Annotated in this window: 11 protein-coding genes and 3 pseudogenes; 12 read left to right on the forward strand and 2 right to left on the reverse strand. The window is 65.0% G+C overall.

The window, feature by feature from the left end; genetic code table 11:
* The first annotated feature begins 2 nt into the window (after positions 1 to 2).
* The 7 genes and pseudogenes from OVA06_RS09365 to OVA06_RS09395 all read left to right on the forward strand — a co-directional run bounded on the left by OVA06_RS09365 (position 3) and on the right by OVA06_RS09395 (position 8,509).
* Positions 3 to 944, forward strand: a complete 942-nt coding sequence (locus OVA06_RS09365; protein ID WP_056078768.1) for a carbohydrate ABC transporter permease — start codon at positions 3 to 5, stop codon at positions 942 to 944.
* 72 nt (positions 945 to 1,016) lie between these two features.
* Positions 1,017 to 2,363: an ABC transporter substrate-binding protein gene (locus tag OVA06_RS09370; RefSeq protein ID WP_056078766.1), complete on the forward strand. Its 1,347-nt coding sequence runs from the start codon at positions 1,017 to 1,019 to the stop codon at positions 2,361 to 2,363.
* Positions 2,364 to 2,514: 151 nt separating this feature from the next.
* Positions 2,515 to 4,711 (forward strand): annotated as a pseudogene (locus tag OVA06_RS09375) (alpha-galactosidase).
* A 267-nt stretch (positions 4,712 to 4,978) separates the two neighbouring features.
* The gene (locus OVA06_RS09380) at positions 4,979 to 5,692 is read left to right on the forward strand and encodes an SDR family oxidoreductase (RefSeq protein WP_268157781.1); all 714 of its coding nucleotides are present in this window, start codon (positions 4,979 to 4,981) and stop codon (positions 5,690 to 5,692) included.
* 81 nt (positions 5,693 to 5,773) lie between these two features.
* Positions 5,774 to 6,772 (forward strand): NADP-dependent oxidoreductase, encoded by a 999-nt coding sequence (locus OVA06_RS09385; RefSeq protein ID WP_268157782.1) that lies wholly within the window; start codon positions 5,774 to 5,776, stop codon positions 6,770 to 6,772.
* Positions 6,773 to 6,819: 47 nt separating this feature from the next.
* Positions 6,820 to 7,685: pseudogene (locus OVA06_RS09390) on the forward strand (alpha/beta fold hydrolase).
* Between the two features lie 221 nt (positions 7,686 to 7,906).
* The gene (locus OVA06_RS09395) at positions 7,907 to 8,509 is read left to right on the forward strand and encodes a TetR/AcrR family transcriptional regulator (RefSeq protein WP_268157783.1); all 603 of its coding nucleotides are present in this window, start codon (positions 7,907 to 7,909) and stop codon (positions 8,507 to 8,509) included.
* Between the two features lie 35 nt (positions 8,510 to 8,544).
* Here OVA06_RS09395 and OVA06_RS09400 read toward each other — a convergent pair whose 3' ends face one another.
* Positions 8,545 to 10,158 carry a hypothetical protein gene (locus tag OVA06_RS09400; protein WP_268157784.1) on the reverse strand — a complete coding sequence of 538 codons (1,614 nt, stop codon included), beginning with the start codon at positions 10,156 to 10,158 and terminating at the stop codon, positions 8,545 to 8,547.
* 157 nt (positions 10,159 to 10,315) lie between these two features.
* Here OVA06_RS09400 and OVA06_RS09405 point away from each other — a divergent pair, with 157 nt between their 5' ends.
* Entirely contained in the window at positions 10,316 to 11,353 is a 1,038-nt protein-coding gene (locus OVA06_RS09405; protein ID WP_268157786.1) for an AAA family ATPase, read from the forward strand.
* Positions 11,354 to 11,433: 80 nt separating this feature from the next.
* Here the strand turns inward: OVA06_RS09405 and OVA06_RS09410 are convergent, their stop codons facing one another.
* A complete protein-coding gene (locus tag OVA06_RS09410) occupies positions 11,434 to 11,919 on the reverse strand; it encodes a DUF3592 domain-containing protein (protein ID WP_268157788.1) in 486 nt (161 codons plus the stop codon).
* A 375-nt stretch (positions 11,920 to 12,294) separates the two neighbouring features.
* Here OVA06_RS09410 and OVA06_RS09415 point away from each other — a divergent pair.
* The 4 genes and pseudogenes from OVA06_RS09415 to OVA06_RS09430 all read left to right on the forward strand — a co-directional run bounded on the left by OVA06_RS09415 (position 12,295) and on the right by OVA06_RS09430 (position 16,237).
* A pseudogene (locus tag OVA06_RS09415) lies at positions 12,295 to 14,512 on the forward strand (catalase).
* Between the two features lie 325 nt (positions 14,513 to 14,837).
* On the forward strand, positions 14,838 to 15,254 hold the full coding sequence (locus OVA06_RS09420; RefSeq protein WP_268157790.1) for a hypothetical protein: 417 nt from the start codon (positions 14,838 to 14,840) through the stop codon (positions 15,252 to 15,254).
* Between the two features lie 6 nt (positions 15,255 to 15,260).
* Complete coding sequence (locus OVA06_RS09425; protein ID WP_268157792.1) at positions 15,261 to 15,518, forward strand: hypothetical protein; 258 nt, start codon at positions 15,261 to 15,263, stop codon at positions 15,516 to 15,518.
* 53 nt (positions 15,519 to 15,571) lie between these two features.
* On the forward strand, positions 15,572 to 16,237 hold the full coding sequence (locus OVA06_RS09430) for a TetR/AcrR family transcriptional regulator (RefSeq protein ID WP_268160735.1): 666 nt from the start codon (positions 15,572 to 15,574) through the stop codon (positions 16,235 to 16,237).
* Positions 16,238 to 16,282: the final 45 nt, after the last annotated feature.

Below are 16,282 nucleotides of genomic sequence, written 5' to 3' on the forward strand. Positions count from 1 at the left end.
CCATGACCACCACCGCAAGCCGCGCGCCGCTGGCCAAGCCGGCCTCCCGCCGTCGTCCGTCCAAACGCCGCCCGTTCAATCCCCGCCGCGCCGGCGCCTGGGCCCTGCTGATCCTGGCCATCGCCGTCTCCGTCCTTCCCTTCCTCTGGGTGCTGCGGACCGCACTGTCCACCAACAACGCGCTGGCCACCAACGCCGGCAGCCTCCTCCCGGCAGAATTCACCTTCGGTGCCTTCAAGCGTGTTTTCGGCCTGCAGACTCCCGCGGAAGCCGTTGCCGAAGGCGGCTCGGGCGCCGCTATCGACTTCTGGATCTACCTCCGCAACTCCGTTGTCTTTTCTTCCATCACCACCGCCGGGGCCGTGTTCTTCAGTGCCATGGCCGCCTACGCTTTCGCCCGGCTCCGCTGGAAGGGCCGCAACGCCGTCTTCAGCCTCTTCCTCGGCACCATGCTGGTCCCGCCGATCTTCACGGCACTGCCCAACTTCCTGCTGATCAAGAACCTGGACCTGCTGAACACCATGCTCGGAATGGTCCTCCCCTACCTGTTCATGACCCCGTTCGCCATCTTCTTCCTCCGCCAGTTCTTCCTGAACATGTCCCGCGAGGTGGAGGAAGCGGCAATGCTCGACGGCGCCAAGCACCTCCGCATCTTCTTCCAGATTGTCCTGCCCAACGCCGCAGCCCCCATCGCCACCCTCGCCCTGCTCACCTTCATCGGCCAGTGGAACGAGTACTTCTGGCCGCTGCTGGTTGGTTCCCAGGATGACGTCCGTGTGCTCCAGGTGGGGCTCGGCGTCTTCAAATCGCAGTCCCCGCAGGGTGCTCCGGACTGGTCGGGCCTGATGGCAGCCACCCTCGTCTCGGCCCTTCCGGTCCTGGTCCTCTTCGCCGCCTTCGGCAAGAAGATCGTCAACTCCATCGGCTTTTCCGGCATCAAGTAATTTCCCTCTTTCCTCCCCCACCTCGCGCGGGCCATGGCGGCCTGCCCGAAAACATCCCTGAAAGGTCCTCCCATGAAGAAAATGAAAGCAACCGGCGCCCTTGCTGCGGCCGCCGCAGCGGTCCTCGCCCTCTCAGCCTGCGGCAGCGGCGGCGGCTCGGCCGAAGCCGGCAAGGGCGAAATCAGTTACTGGCTCTGGGACGCCAACCAGCTTCCGGCCTACCAGCAGTGCGCCGACGACTTCACCAAGGCCAACCCGGACATCACCGTCAAGATCACCCAGCGCGGCTGGGACGACTACTGGAGCACCCTCACCAACGGCTTCGTGGGCGGCACCGCACCGGACGTCTTCACGAACCACCTGGGCCGGTACGGCGAGCTCGCCGAGAACAAGCAGCTGCTGGCCATTGATGACGCAGTGGACAAGGACAAAGTGGACCTGTCCGCCTACAACGAGGGCCTCGCGGACCTCTGGGTGGGCCAGGACGGCAAGCGGTACGGCCTGCCCAAGGACTGGGACACCATCGGACTGTTCTACAACAAGGACATGCTGTCCGCCGCCGGAATTTCCGAGGCCCAGATGAAGGACCTCACCTGGAACCCGGAGGACGGCGGCACCTACGAGAAGGTCGTCGCCCACCTGACCGTGGACAAGAGCGGCAAGCGCGGTGACGAGCCCGGGTTCGACAAGAACAACGTCCAGGTCTACGGCCTGGGCCTGAACGGCGGCGGTGACTCCTCCGGCCAGACCGAGTGGAGCTACCTCACCAACACCACCGGCTGGTCCCACACAGACAAGAACCCGTGGGGCACCCACTACAACTACGACGATCCGAAATTCCAGGACAGCATGCAGTGGTTTGCGGGCCTGGCGGACAAGGGCTACATGCCCAAGCTTGAAACCACCGTCGGCGCCAGCATGGCTGACACCTTCGCCGCGGGCAAGTCCGCCATCAACGCCCACGGTTCGTGGATGATCGGCCAGTACACCGGATACAAGGGCATCCAGGTGGGCATCGCTCCCACCCCGGTGGGCCCCGAAGGCAAGCGCGCTTCCATGTTCAACGGCCTGGCCGACTCCATCTGGGCCGGCACCAAGAAGAAGGACGCCTCCATCAAGTGGGTTGAATACCTGGCTTCATCCGCCTGCCAGGACGTCGTTGCGTCCAAGGCCGTGGTCTTCCCCGCACTGAAGGCATCCTCGGACAAGGCCGCCGCAGCGTTCCAAGCCAAGGGCGTGGACGTCACCGCCTTCACCGAGCACGTGAAGAACCAGACCACGTTCCTGTACCCGATCACGGACAACACCGCCAAGGTCAAGGGCATCATGGAACCGGCCATGGACGCCGTAGTATCCGGCAAGGCGCCGGTCAGTTCGCTGACGGCCGCCAACGAACAGGTCAACGCGCTGTTCAAGTAACCCCCACAATCGTGGCTGCGTTTGTGGTCGCAGCCACCCGGCCGGGCGCCGCCGTCCTCCTCCTCGCGGCGGCCGCACCCGGCCACCCCTTCCCTGGCATTTCCGTTATGCGTAACTTAAGACGCACCCCTGAACACCGAAAGAGACCACCATGGATCCCCTGCACCTCCGTTCCGCCGGCACCAGCCTGCTGATCAGCTTCGACAGCGGGGAGGCCGAGGTCATCCACTGGGGCGCGGACCTGGGTGCAGCACTTCCAGACCTCGCCATCCTCACCACGCCTGTGGGAAATTCCTCCGTGGACGCCCGCGTCCCCGCCGCGCTCCTCCCACAGGCTTCCTCGTCCTGGCGGGGCCGCCCTGCCCTCCGCGGCAACCGGATCACCGACGGCGCTCCGGGCCTGGACTTCTCGTCCCGCCTCCGCGTCACGTCGGTGGACACAGCGGGGGCCGGGCGGGCCACCATCGTCCAGGCCGACGCCGACACCGGCGTCAGCGTCGCCACCTCTCTCACGCTGCACCCCGGCGGCCTGCTGGAACTGCGGCACACCCTCACCAACAACGGCACCACACCCTTCCAGGTGGACGAACTGGCTACCGTCCTGCCGGTGGCGCCGGACGCCGTCGAACTCCTCGACCTGACCGGACGCTGGTGCCGCGAACGCCAGCCGCAGCGGCCGGCCCATCCAGCAGGGCACGTGGGTCCGCTCCGGACGGCACGGCCGCACCGGCCACGACTCCTCCCTCCTGTTCGCCGCCGGCACCAAAAGTTTCGGAAACCGGCACGGCAAGGTCTGGGCCACCCACCTGGCGTGGAGCGGCAACCACGAACAGTTCGCGGATACCATCGGCGACGGACGGACCATGATTGGAGGCTCGGAACTTCTGGGCTCCGCGGAGGTCATCCTCGCGCCGGGCGGCAGCTACAGCACTCCTGCCCTGTTCGCTGCCTATTCGGACCGGGGCCTGGACGGCATCACCGAGGCTTTCTACAGCTGGTTCCGGTCACGCCCCCACCACATCCTTCCTGCCGCCACGGCCGGGACGGCCGGCGCGAAGCCGCGCCCGGTGATGCTGAACACCTGGGAGGCCGTGTACTTCAACCACGACCTCGACACCCTGATCGAGCTTGCCGATTCCGCCGCGGACCTCGGCGTGGAGCGCTTCGTGCTCGACGACGGCTGGTTCCGCGGCCGCCGCGACGACCACGCGGGCCTGGGCGACTGGTACGTGGACGAGACCCTCTGGCCGGACGGGCTGACGCCGCTGATCGATGCCGTCACCTCGCGGGGGATGGAGTTCGGGCTGTGGGTGGAACCGGAGATGGTCAACCTGGACTCGGATGTTGCCCGGGCACACCCGGACTGGATTTCGGGTCCGTCGGCGGTGGCCCACAAGGACGGCGGCCGGCTGCCCCTTGAATGGCGCAACCAGCACGTCATCGACCTCGTCAACCCGGAAGCCTGGCAGTACGTTTTCGACCGGATCTCGGCACTTCTGGGCGAGAACAACATCAGCTACCTCAAGTGGGACCAGAACCGGGACATCGTTGAACAGGGCCATGCCGGCCGCGCGTCCGTCCACGAACAGACCCTTGCCGCCTACAGGCTGTTCGACGAGCTCCGCAAGGCCCACCCCGGCGTCGAAATTGAAAGCTGCTCCTCCGGCGGCGGGCGTGTTGACCTGGGAATCCTGGAGCGGACCGGGCGGGTCTGGGCATCGGACTGCAATGACGCCCTGGAACGGCAGGCCATCCAGCGCTGGACCGGCGCCGTGGTTCCGCCGGAGCTCGTGGGCAGCCACATCGGCCCCACCACATCGCACACCACCGCACGCACGCATGACCTGTCCTTCCGTGCCATCACGGCCTTCTTCGGCCACTTCGGGATGGAATGGGATGTCCGCGGCGTCCAGGGTGCCGAGCGGGAGGAGCTGCGGCGCGTCGTCGGGCTCTACAAGGAGCACCGGGGCCTGATCCACAGCGGCCGCCCGGTCCACGCGGACATCACTGATGAGGCATACCAGCTGCACGGCGTGGCGGCGGCGGAACCCGGTGCAGAAGGTACGACGGCGGCGCTGTTCGCCTTCGTCTGTGCCCGCACCTCGGGTGCCGAGCAGCCGGGACGGATGGGATTGCCCGGACTCCACCCGGACCGGACCTACCGGGTGGAGCCCATCTTCCCGGCCCCCGGCGACGCCGACTACGGACACACGTTCACCCAGGTGCAGCCGCCGGCCTGGTTCACTGACGGCGCAACAGCCAGCGGCCAGTTCCTTGGCGAAGTTGGCCTGCCGATGCCAATACTCAACCCGGAACACGCGCTGCTCATCAAGGTCACGGCCCTCTAGGCAGTCACAACCCACGACACGTATGGCCCGGCGGAACCTTCCGCCGGGCCATACGTGTCGTGCGTCTCCCTGCCGGGTGGATCGCGCAACGCTGATACAGCGGCAGCCCCGTTGCCTTCTTTGGACGTTGGGAATATATACTGAGCGCACTCAGTTATGAGTGTAGTCACCCTGAAGAAATGCCGGGTGGTGAGCGGGGGTCGTCCGGTCCCCGCACCGTTCGCTCCAACCGGCGCGCACGGCCAACAGCCGAGGAAGGTTTCCACTATGTACCCACTCAATGGAGCAGTCGTCCTCGTTACCGGTGCCAACGGCGGCATCGGCACACAACTCGTTCACGGCGCCCTGGCCCGCGGCGCCAGCAAGGTTTACGCCACCGCCCGCACCCCGCGCAGTTGGGATGATGAGCGCATCGTCCCGCTTGCCCTCGATATCACGGACCCGGACTCAATCCAGGCGGCCGTGAAGGCCGCGGATGACGTTACCGTGTTGATCAACAATGCTGGAGCCAGCGTCGCTACCCCGGGCATCCTCACCCATTCGGACGCGGAAATCCGTAACAACGTCGAGACGAACTTCCTCGGCCCCCTGTTTCTGGCCCGCGCTTTCGCACCGGTCCTGACAGCGAAGGAGAAGTCCGCGATGATCGACATCCACTCCGCGATGAGCTGGTACGCCGTTGGCGGCATATACAGTGCCACCAAGGCAGCACTATGGTCGGTCACCAACTCGCTGCGCCTGGAGCTGGCACCCGAAGGGGTGCACGTGGTGGGCGTCCATGTCGGCTATGTCGACACGTCGATGGCTGCACACGTCACCGACCCCAAGATGGACCCGGTTGATCTGGTCACCACGGTGCTGGACGCCGTGGAAGCCGGCGAGTACGAGGTCCTCGCCGACCAGACGTCTGTTCAGCTCAAGGCCGGGCTCAGTGCCCCCATCGAGGCGGTCTACCCGCAACTTGCGCGCAGCAAGTCCTAGATACAGCCGCACCGCCGTGGGCCGCGATGCTGCCGTGGCCCACGTCAGCCCTATGAACACCACCCCGAAGGAGCAACCCGGATGCGGGCTTTTGTTATCAACAGTTACAAGGAACCACTCAGCGAAGCTGAGGTTGCCGAGCCGATAGTTGGCGAAGGGGATGTGCTGGTGAAAGTCCAGGCAGCCGGCCTCAACCAGCTGGACGAGAAGATCCGCACGGGTGAGTTCAAACAGATCCTCCCCTACAAGCTTCCACTGGTGCTTGGCAACGATGTTGCCGGCACTGTGCTCTCAGTGGGGGCAGCCGTCCGCGGGTTCAAACCGGGGGATGAAGTGTACGCCCGTCCCCGGCAAGACCGTATCGGCTCGTTTGCTGAGCGGATTGCCGTTGCAGAGGGAGACTTGGCGCTGAAACCGGCTTCGGTCAGCATGGTGGAGGCGGGATCACTGCCGCTCGTGGCGCTCACCGCGTGGCAAGCCCTCGTGGAGCGGGGAAATGTGCGCCCCGGGCAGAAGGTCCTCATTCATGCCGGCGCCGGCGGGGTCGGTTCCATCGCTGTCCAGCTCGCCAAGCACCTGGGCGCGACAGTTGCGACCACCGCGAGCCACCGCAACGCCGACTTCGTACGGGACCTCGGGGCCGACATCGTGATCGACTACCGCAGCCAGGATTTTGAGCAACTCCTCAGCGGCTACGACCTCGTGCTGGACAGCCTCGGCGGGAAGACCCTGGAAAAGTCACTGCGTATCCTCAAGCCTGGCGGCAAGGCGATCGGAATATCCGGGCCGCCGGATCCCGGCTTTGCGCGCGAAGCCCGGCTGAACCCCGTACTGCGCCTGGCTATTGCAGGCCTCAGCAGCAGGGTCCGCAGGCAAGCACGGAAGCTCGGCGTCAGCTACGAGTTCCTTTTCATGCGGGCCAGCGGGGACCAACTGCGAAAAATCAGTGCACTGGTGGACACGGGCGTGTTGCGGCCCGTCGTCGGGAAGGTCGCCAGCTTCGACGAAACGCCTGCGGCGCTGGAGTCCCTGGCCGCAGGGGGCTTCCGGGGTAAAGCTGTACTCACCGTCACCAACTGACTCACTACCAGCCACTACTCATGCAGAAAATCCAGGAGAATACCGCCATGGACACCACCGGCGCACCCAACGGACCAGCAGTCACCTCCTACGCGAAGGCCTCCACCAGGACTGTCGCCGCCGGAGGCGTCAGCTAGCCTACCGCGAGCTTGGGCCGAAGGGCGGCATCCCCGTAGTTTTCTTCGTTCACCTGGCAGGCACCCTTGATAATTGGGATCCCCGCATCATCGACCCCATTGCCCGGAACCGCCACGTCATTACCTTCGACCAGCCCGGCATCGGCGCGTCCACGGGACAAGTCCCCAAAAGCATTGAAGCTATGGCCGACGACGCCTACACCTTCATCACGGCCCTCGGGTTCGACGTCATCGATGTATTCTCCTTTTCATTGGGTGGCATGGTCGCCCAGGACCTGGCGGTCAAACATCCCGGCCTCGTCCGCAAACTCGTGCTGACAGGAACCGGCCCGCGGGGAGGCAAAGACATCGACAAGGTCATCGGCACCACGTATTGGGACATCCTCCGGGCAGCCCTGACCCGATCCGACCCCAAGGAATTCCTGTTCTTCAACCGCAACAGCACCGGCAAAGCCGCTGCGAAGGCGTTCATCAAACGACTCGGGGAGCGGACTGGGAACCGCGATAAGGCCATCAGCCCCCGTGCCTTTCAGACGCAACTGAAAGCAATCCGGCAGTTCGGCCGCTCGGCGCCGGCGGATCTGTCCATCATCACTCAACCCACCCTCATCGCCAATGGCGACAACGACCGCATGGTGCCCTCTGGACTCTCCGAGGACCTGCACCAACGCATCAAAGGATCCGAATTGATCATCTACCCTGACTCCGGCCACGGTGGTATCTTCCAGTACCACTCGGGGTTCGCACCCGCAGTCGTCGAGTTTCTCGGCCCCTGACCAGTACGCCCGCGAACTCTGGCATCATCGCCGCCACACCAGGGCTGGAGGAGCACAGCGTCGCCTTCCCGGCCGACACTGTCGGAGCTCGCGCGATCATTAAGAGGGGCCGGGTACTCCACCACTTCGACGAGTCGGGGCCGCCGGATACAGACCTACTTCTGGCAGCTTCGATATGCTCATAATCGAGGCCAGTCAGTTTACGTCCGGAGGAACACCCCATGCCTGTCACGTCCCAGCCACTCGGACGGCGCGAGCGGAACAAGCGGGAGAAGCTGGACCGCATCACTGCCGCGGCCAGCGAGTTGTTCGCGGAATTCGGGGTCGAGGACGTCACCACCCAGCAGATCGCCGACAAGGCTGACATCGGTACTGGAACCTTGTTCCTGTACGCCAGGAACAAGGGCGAACTGCTCCTCCTCGTTCAGAATGTCCACTACGCCGAAGCGCTGGAACGGGGCCGGACTGAGGCTCAAGCCAATCCGGATGCCCTAGGTGCCGTAATGTCGATCGTTCGGCCCATTGTGGAGTGCAATCGCGTCCAGATCGACAACGGACGCTTCTACTTGCGGGAAATGGTCTTCGGGGACCCAACTGAAACGCACCACAACGCTGCCCTGTCGATCGTTGGGCAAACTGAGGAAGCCATCGCCGAAATCCTCGGCCGGGAAAAACTGGCTGGCGCGGAAGACGCCGCGACGGCTGCCCGCATCGTCTCGGCAATCATGTTCGTCAGCCTGGCCGCCAGCGTGAACGCCGGCATGGACATCGAGGCGCTGGAGCGGGACATCAGGACGCAGATCAGCCTGCTCATACGGCGCTGACGCGCCCGGCAGACGCGAACACCGGAGCTGTAGAACTAGCCACTGGTTCTGGGGGCGAGGAGGATCTGTACCGCTTCGATCCGCCTGCCCAGACCCGTGGTACCCGCCGTACCGCCGTCGGCTGCAAATGACTGCCATCCCTCGTCCTGCACGTGGGCGCGGTAGTAAACGGTGTAGTGGTTCGCCAGCTCACCGGTGAGCCTGACTTCAAACGCTTCCAACGGGCGCCCCTGCCCGGTGGTGCCGACGGGATTGGCCGATGTGGTCCACGGCTGCCAGCCGATGTCCTGCACATGTCCCCGCCACTGGATGCCTCCGGCGTAAGCCGCGCTGGCCACGGTAAGACGCAGCGCCTCAACCCGAAGCGCCTGGCCGGTGGTCCCGGCCACCGTGCCATCGGAGACGTTCGTCGTCCAGCCGATGTTCTGCACGTGTGCGGCATACACGGCAGTGAACGCCGGGGCCATCTTTGGAACCAGATCGATGGTTACCGCTTCCACCCGCAGGCCCTGCCCGACGGTGCCGGCCGTGGCTCCGTCAACGGCGTAAGGCTGCCAGCCGACGTTCTGCACGTGGGCGCGGTACCTGATGCTGTACTGCGTGGCGAGATCCCCCGTCAGCCGCAATTCCAAAGCCTCCAACCGCAGTCCGAGTCCGGTGGTCCCTAAGGGGGACGCCGCCGTCGTCCATGGCTGCCAGCCGATGTTCTGCACATGCCCGCGCCACAGAATGTCGCCGGACAAGCGGTCCCCCGCCACGGACAGGCGCAGTGCCTCCAGCGGCAGTGACCGGCCGGTGGTACCAGCCGTGCCGCCGTCGGAAACGCTGGGCTGCCAGCCGATGGTGGCAACGTGGGCCTGGTAGACGCCCGTGCAGGTCATGTCGTAGTCGTAGGTGCCATCGGTCCATTGCGTGAGGTGGACGCTGCCGCCGGAGAAGCTGGGATTTACGCAAAGGTCTGAGGCTTCACTGGCGAAGTCGAGGCGCCCGGCCGGTGACCAGACGGGCACATCGGGAAGCTGCCACGATCCGGTGATGGCCTCCCACGCACCCTGATAGGAGTAGAAGCCGTGCGGAAACCCGGCATCCGCCAGTGCAGCCAAAAGCCCGGAGATGATGTACCGGTTCTCCTGCCGCTCGGCCGCCGTAGTGCTGGGCCAGGGCTGTTGCGGGCGGGGCTCGACGTCCACCCAGATCCGCTCGGGCCGCCATCCCACTCTGGCGAGGGACGCGAGGGCCGCGCGCCCCTCGGCGTACCCGACGTTGCGCAACCGGTCCGCCCGGTTGGTTGCGGGGTACGGTCCGCCGCCGCCGTACGTGTCGTATTGGGCGGTGGTGGGGAACGTGGCCATGGCATACGCCTGGGCCCTGACGCCCCGGTCCAGCACCCACTGGTACTGCTGCTGCAGGCAGGGATTTTCGGTAAAGGCGAGCCCGCGCGTCAGCCCCACCACCAGAAACTCAGTGTTCTCAGGCGGCATCGGCAGCCCGCCGGGGCACTGCGGCCACGAGACGTCATGTCCATAGTCGACTGCCCGGGCCGGCGGAGCGAACAGCACACCGAGCGCGAGCACCAGCAAAACCGCCAGGAGCCGGGGCATGGATGCCCGGGAGCGGCGGCCAGGTTGAAGAACACCAAGGCTGGCCATGATGGCCCCCCTCATTCAAAGGATGACCAGAATTATCCCACCCCGGGCGCGCCGCTGCCAGCGGTGAGAACAGTCCGGAGACGGGAAATCTGCCAACCTTGCCAGCCGGGACCTCCCCTACCCTCTGCGGGCGGGAATCGGGGTCTACAGTTGATGCATGGCTCTCAGCCGCAATCCGCTCGACGACCTGCGCGAAACGATCGCCCACCTGACCGATCAGCTCAAACTGCCCGGTTCGGAACGCGTTGACGACCTGATGGGTGAACTGATGGGCGCCAAGCCTGGGCCAGCCCGTCCGCTGGCCGAACTGCAGGCCGAGCTCGACGCACTGGTCGGACTGGAGACCGTAAAGGAACAGGTACGCGCCCTCGTCGCACTGCTCCAGGTCCAGGCCCGCCGCAAGGCGCACGGCCTGCCGGAAGTGGCCACCTCACAGCATTTGGTCTTCCTGGGAAATCCGGGCACGGGCAAAACCACAGTGGCCCGGCTCCTGGCCGAGATGTACCGGGCCGTCGGGCTGCTGCAGAAAGGCCACCTGGTGGAGGTGGACCGTTCCGGCCTGATCGGGCAGTATGTCGGCCAGACCGCCATCAAGACGGACCGGGTGATCCGGCGTGCGCTGGACGGCGTCCTGTTCATCGACGAGGCGTATGCGTTGGCACCGGAGGACGGCCGGATGGACTTCGGTCCCGAGGCGATTGAGATCCTGCTCAAGCGGATGGAGGACCACCGCCACCGGCTGGTGGTGATCGTGGCCGGGTACCCCAGGCTGATGGAGTCCTTCCTGCTCTCGAACCCCGGACTGCGCTCCCGGTTCGCCCGCGAAATTACCTTCCCCGACTACTCCGTCGACGCTCTGCAGACGATCTTCCACCAGATGCTGGCCCAGCACGAGTACACCCTGGAACCGGGCGCGGACCAGATGCTGCGCCGCATCTTCACAGGACTCCACGCGAGCGAGGACTCCGGCAACGCACGGTTCGCCCGCACGCTGTTCGAGCAGGCAATCAACCGCCAGGCACTACGGCTCTCCCTCGATGAGGAACAAAGCCTCGACGCGCTCGACCGTGAGGCAGTCATGACACTTACCGTGGACGACATCGTCCAGGCCGCGCTGGCTTTGGGCGAAGAACCGGAACCCGAACCGGCGCCGGAGCCGGAGCGGCCTCGGTGGTGGCGCTGGCTGCTGGCCTGACCACGTTTGAACACTGCCGGACCTGGCCGCCACCTGGGGCGCCGGGGGCGCCGGGCGCTCAGCTCATACTCGGGCGCAGGCTAGGCAGTTCGCTGCCTGCGGTTCTTCCGGAGTCTTTTGATGATAAGGACCAGGCCAAGGGGAATGGTGAATATCAGCAGGAAGAGGGCACCAATTCCGCGGACGGAAACGCCACTGCCGTCGTAGCCCACAACGATGGCCTTACCGGGATTCGATTCACTGTAGATCACAGTAACGTCCCCGCCAACCGTGGGGTGCTGTTCATGGTCCACGGAAGCGAAGGTCGAGTAGCCGGTGCCGTCCGCCGCAATGTACTCCACAGTGATTTTCCGGTTCGACGCTTTCCGGACGTCGTCAAAGTCCACAATGGAGCCAGTGGCGTGAATGCCGGTGCGCGCGAGTTCCTCATCCGAACCGGCCATCGAGGAGCCGATCCCGATCAGCGTTGGTCCCGTCAGGAGCAGTATCGTGACGAACGCGAAGCCTCCCAAACGGGCCAGGAAGGTCTGGCGTTTTGGCGGCAGGACGGCGTCTGGGATGTTCACGGCGTCCATTCTTCCTGATGCCGATTGAAATAAGGGCCACGGGCGAACGTAGCGCATACCAAGATTCCGGCACCGGTAGGAGAATATTGAATTTGGTTGGCGCCTTGGACTGTATCTGCCCGCTCACTACAACAGTGCCCGCACGCAGCGAGACCTGTTTTTGAGTAATGGCGGTGTTCCGGCTGGAATCAGTTCTTAAATGGTTGGACCACCACGGCTTCCCGCTCATGCCTTCATACCGGAAGGCAATCAGAGGCACGTGTGGATCCTTCCCTGAACTTGTGGTGCGGCGAAACCTTGCTAGGGTACTAAGCACACTTAGTATCCAGTTTCGGCGGAGGACTGCTAGGTTTGCCCACCCAAAGGAGAAGCACCGTGCCAGAAGAAGCAAGCACCAATATTCCCGGCGTCCCGGCAAGCGAACCGGCCGCCCTGGAAGAACCCACAACTCCGCGGGAGCCCCTGCCGCCCAAACCGGACCAGCGGGGACCTGAGGCGGTTTCGCCCACGGGAAGCCCCACCGGGGCGCCGGAGACGGCACGCGCCCAGTCGGGCCAGTACCTGACCACCGCCCAAGGTCTTCGCCTCCGCGATACCGATCACTCGCTCAAGGCAGGCTCCCGCGGTCCCATCCTGCTGCAGGACCACCACCTGCGCGAAAAGATCACCCACTTTGACCACGAACGCATTCCCGAGCGCGTCGTCCACGCCCGCGGCGCCGGTGCCCACGGCGTCTTCCGTTCCTACGGCACCGCGGCGAACATCACCCGCGCGGGCTTCCTGGCCAAGGACGTGGAGACCCCGGTATTCGTCCGCTTTTCCACCGTGCTCGGCTCCCGGGGTTCTGCCGACACCGTCCGCGATACGCGCGGATTCTCGACCAAGTTCTACACGGACGAGGGCACCTACGACCTGGTGGGCAACAACATTCCCGTCTTCTTCATCCAGGACGGAATCAAGTTCCCGGACGTTGTCCATGCCGCCAAGCCGCACCCGGACCGGGAAATCCCCCAGGCTCAAAGTGCCCACGACACCTTCTGGGACTTCGTTTCCCTGCACACCGAGGCACAGGCACACACCATGTGGAACATGTCAGACCGCGGCATCCCCCGGTCCTACCGGACGATGGAAGGGTTCGGCGTCCACACCTTCCGGTTCGTCAATGCCGAAGGCCGCACCACGCTGGTGAAGTTCCACTGGAAGCCCAAACAGGGCGTCCATTCCCTGGTGTGGGAGGAAGCGCAGATCATTAACGGCATGGATCCCGATTTCCACCGCCGGGACCTCGCCGATGCCATTGAGGCTGGCGCCTACCCCGAGTGGGAACTCGGCGTCCAGACCTTCCCGGACACTGAAGACCAGATGTTCGAAGGCATCGATTTGCTTGATCCCACCAAGTTCGTCCCCGAGGAACTGGCACCCGTCCAGCCGATCGGCGTCATGACGCTCAACGCCAACCCCACCAACTACTTCGCTGAGACGGAGCAGGTGGCGTTCCACCCGGGCCATTTGGTTCCGGGCATCGATGTTACGAATGACCCGTTGCTGCAGGTCCGGCTTTTCTCCTACCTGGACACCCAGATCTCCCGCCTCGGCGGACCCAACTTCGGCCAGATCCCCCATCAACCGGCCCCAGGCCCCGGTCAACGATATGCTCCGCGACGGGATGCACCAGCAGGCCGTCCACGCCGGAGTCGCCCCGTACCGGCCCAACTCGCTGGACGGCGGATGCCCGTTCCTCGCCGGAGATGATGTCGGGGCTTTCATCGACGTGCCCGAGGAAGTGGCCGCCGCCATCAAGGAACGCCGGAACCCCGCCTCCTTTGATGACCACTACAGCCAGGCAGGCCTGTTCTTCCGCAGCCTGAGCCCGGTGGAGCAGGACCACGTCATCCAGGCGTACACGTTCGAACTCGGCAAGTGCTACGAGAAATCCATCCGGGAACGGCAGCTCGCAGCCCTTGCCAACATCGACGCCGGACTTTGCGCCGCGGTGGCCAAAGGCCTCGGCCTCCCCGCTCCGGAGGCGACGGAACAGGTGTCTTCGCCCGAGGCCAGCCCTGCGCTCTCCCAGATCGGCAAGACCTGGCCCGTTGCCGGCCGCGTGGTCGGGATCCTGGCCGACGAGGGCAGTGACCTCGCTGCTGTGAACACGGCACGCCAGGCCCTGGACGCCCAAGGCATCGTCCCGCTCGTCATCGCGCCGGCCGGCGGATTCATCGGACAGGAGGACGACGGCGGGGTCCCCGTACAGCGGACGTACCTCACCGCACGCTCCACGGAGTTCGACGCCGTCATCGTCGCCTCGGCAGCAGCCCCGGCGGCCGTCGCCGCACCCGGGCTCGATGCGAAGGCCGGCGCTCCGGGCGGCCAAGTGGATCCGCGGGCCACGCTCCTGTTGACCGAAGCGTTCAGGCACGCCAAGGCCATCGCGACCCTGGGTGAGGGCTCAGCAGCGCTGACCGCCGCCGGCATACCGCAGGACGCTCCGGGAATCGTTGCCAGCGACGACGCCGAAGCCCTGGTCACGGAGCTCAGCGGACTCCTGGCAGCCCACCGGGTCTGGGGCCGTTTCCCGGCCCAGACCGCCTAAGCAAAACCCAGCTCAGAAAGGGAGCGGCCGTCCCTCACCGACGGCCGCTCCCCTGCTGTGTTTATTCTGTGGTGCCAGGGTTGCCAGCCGGCGAACAGCTAAGTGGAGCGATACCCCGCCCGGCATACGCAGACCCACCCCGGCCGTTCCGGTGATGTTAGCGGACGCATCCAAAGCTGGAATCGTCCAAAGGTCCCTGTTTTTGTGGGCGTGGCAGTCGTACGCTGTCCACAACCATCGGACGTAGGAGGCACCCTTGCGCACACTAAAGCCGGCAGTTGAAGCGGAACAGGTTCGCCATCTGGCGGAACCCTTCCTACATCAAGTGGCTAAAGGCAAGGAGTGGGCCACCCCTGGAGTGCAGGTTGCACTTCAGCGGGCCGTGGCAGGGCTGGACGCTGGCATCGACTCCGCCTCCCCCAGGCTGCAGGCGCTGTTGCGGCACCTTGCAGACGAACTGGCCGGCGGGGTGGAAACTTTGACGCCACGGGTGCAGGAACAGTTGAAACACCTGCGAACGGGCACCTCGAACCAGGTCGTGGAGACCGCCCCCGTGAAAACCCGTTCACCTTTCGGAATGCTGTGGTGGATCATTGGGTTGGCTGTCCTGGCGGGAGGCGGCGTCGCGATATGGCGCTCCCGGCAGGCGGCCAAAGCTGGGCCGGCCACTTCGCAGACCGAGCAGGAACCTCCCACCATAGACCCCGATACCGATCCCGACCTTGCTGCCGGCCGCATGTAGATGCGGATGCCTGGAATATGGGAGCGGAACCACAGCGCCGGAGCGGGCGGCAGGGCAGTGATGAAAGGTCCGCAACTTTTCAGGATGATCGGCGACCCCAGAGGGCCGGAAGCAACCACCGCCACGTTGTCGGACGACGAACTGGCCAAGCTGTTGGATGCCGTGTACCGGCACTTGGATGCTGACCAGCCTGCGCCGAGCGCCGTCTTCTGGTACGAGGCGGCGCTTGAGGAAAGCCTGCGCCGCGCCCCCAGGAATACCTAGGTGCGCGTGCCGTACCGACCGGTCTGTCTGCCGTCGGGTAAGGTGTGCTGGTGATGGAACATCTTCAGCGCCCCCTTCCAGGCCCGGTAACCACTCCCACCCAGCACTCGGTGTCTTCTGCGGGTGCGCGTGACCGCATCTTGGGGGCCGCTTACGAGTTGTTCGCGCAGCGTGCCATCCGCGATGTTGGGATTGCTGAGCTGATCGCGCGCGCCGGGGTTGCAAAGGCTACCTTTTACGGACACTTTGCGTCCAAGGACGAGCTGGTCCTCGCGTTTCTGGAGCACTGCCATCAGGAGCTCACGGTCGAGGCAATCATCGCCGAATGCAACCGCAGATCGGATGACCCGGCAGCCAAGCTGTTGATTATTTTCGATGTCCTGGATGGATGGTTCCGCCAGGATGGCTTCCAGGCCTGCGCTTTCGTCAGCACAATGCTGGAGATGGGTCCCGATCATCCGCTTGGCCAGGCCTCCGTCGGCTATTTGGCCGAGGTGAGAGCCTTTATGCGGACACTCGCCCAGGAAGCGGGCCTCGACCAGCCGGACGTTTTTGCCCGGTCATGCCACATCTTGACCAAGGGCTCCATCATCTCCGCAGTCGAGGGAGACCGGGAGGCAGCTGTGTTCGCCAAACGGATGGCTGTTTGCCTCATCAAAGGTCATGGGGGCGATGTTGGCGCTCTGGCCGGTTCCGTCTTCGCTGGTTCTAAGGCGTAGTTGATGACTTCCGCGCCGGATTCAGGAGCCGTGGGCAGCTTCTCC

The sequence above is a fragment of the Pseudarthrobacter sp. SL88 genome, assembly GCF_026672455.1.
In the GTDB taxonomy this organism is placed as follows: domain Bacteria; phylum Actinomycetota; class Actinomycetes; order Actinomycetales; family Micrococcaceae; genus Arthrobacter.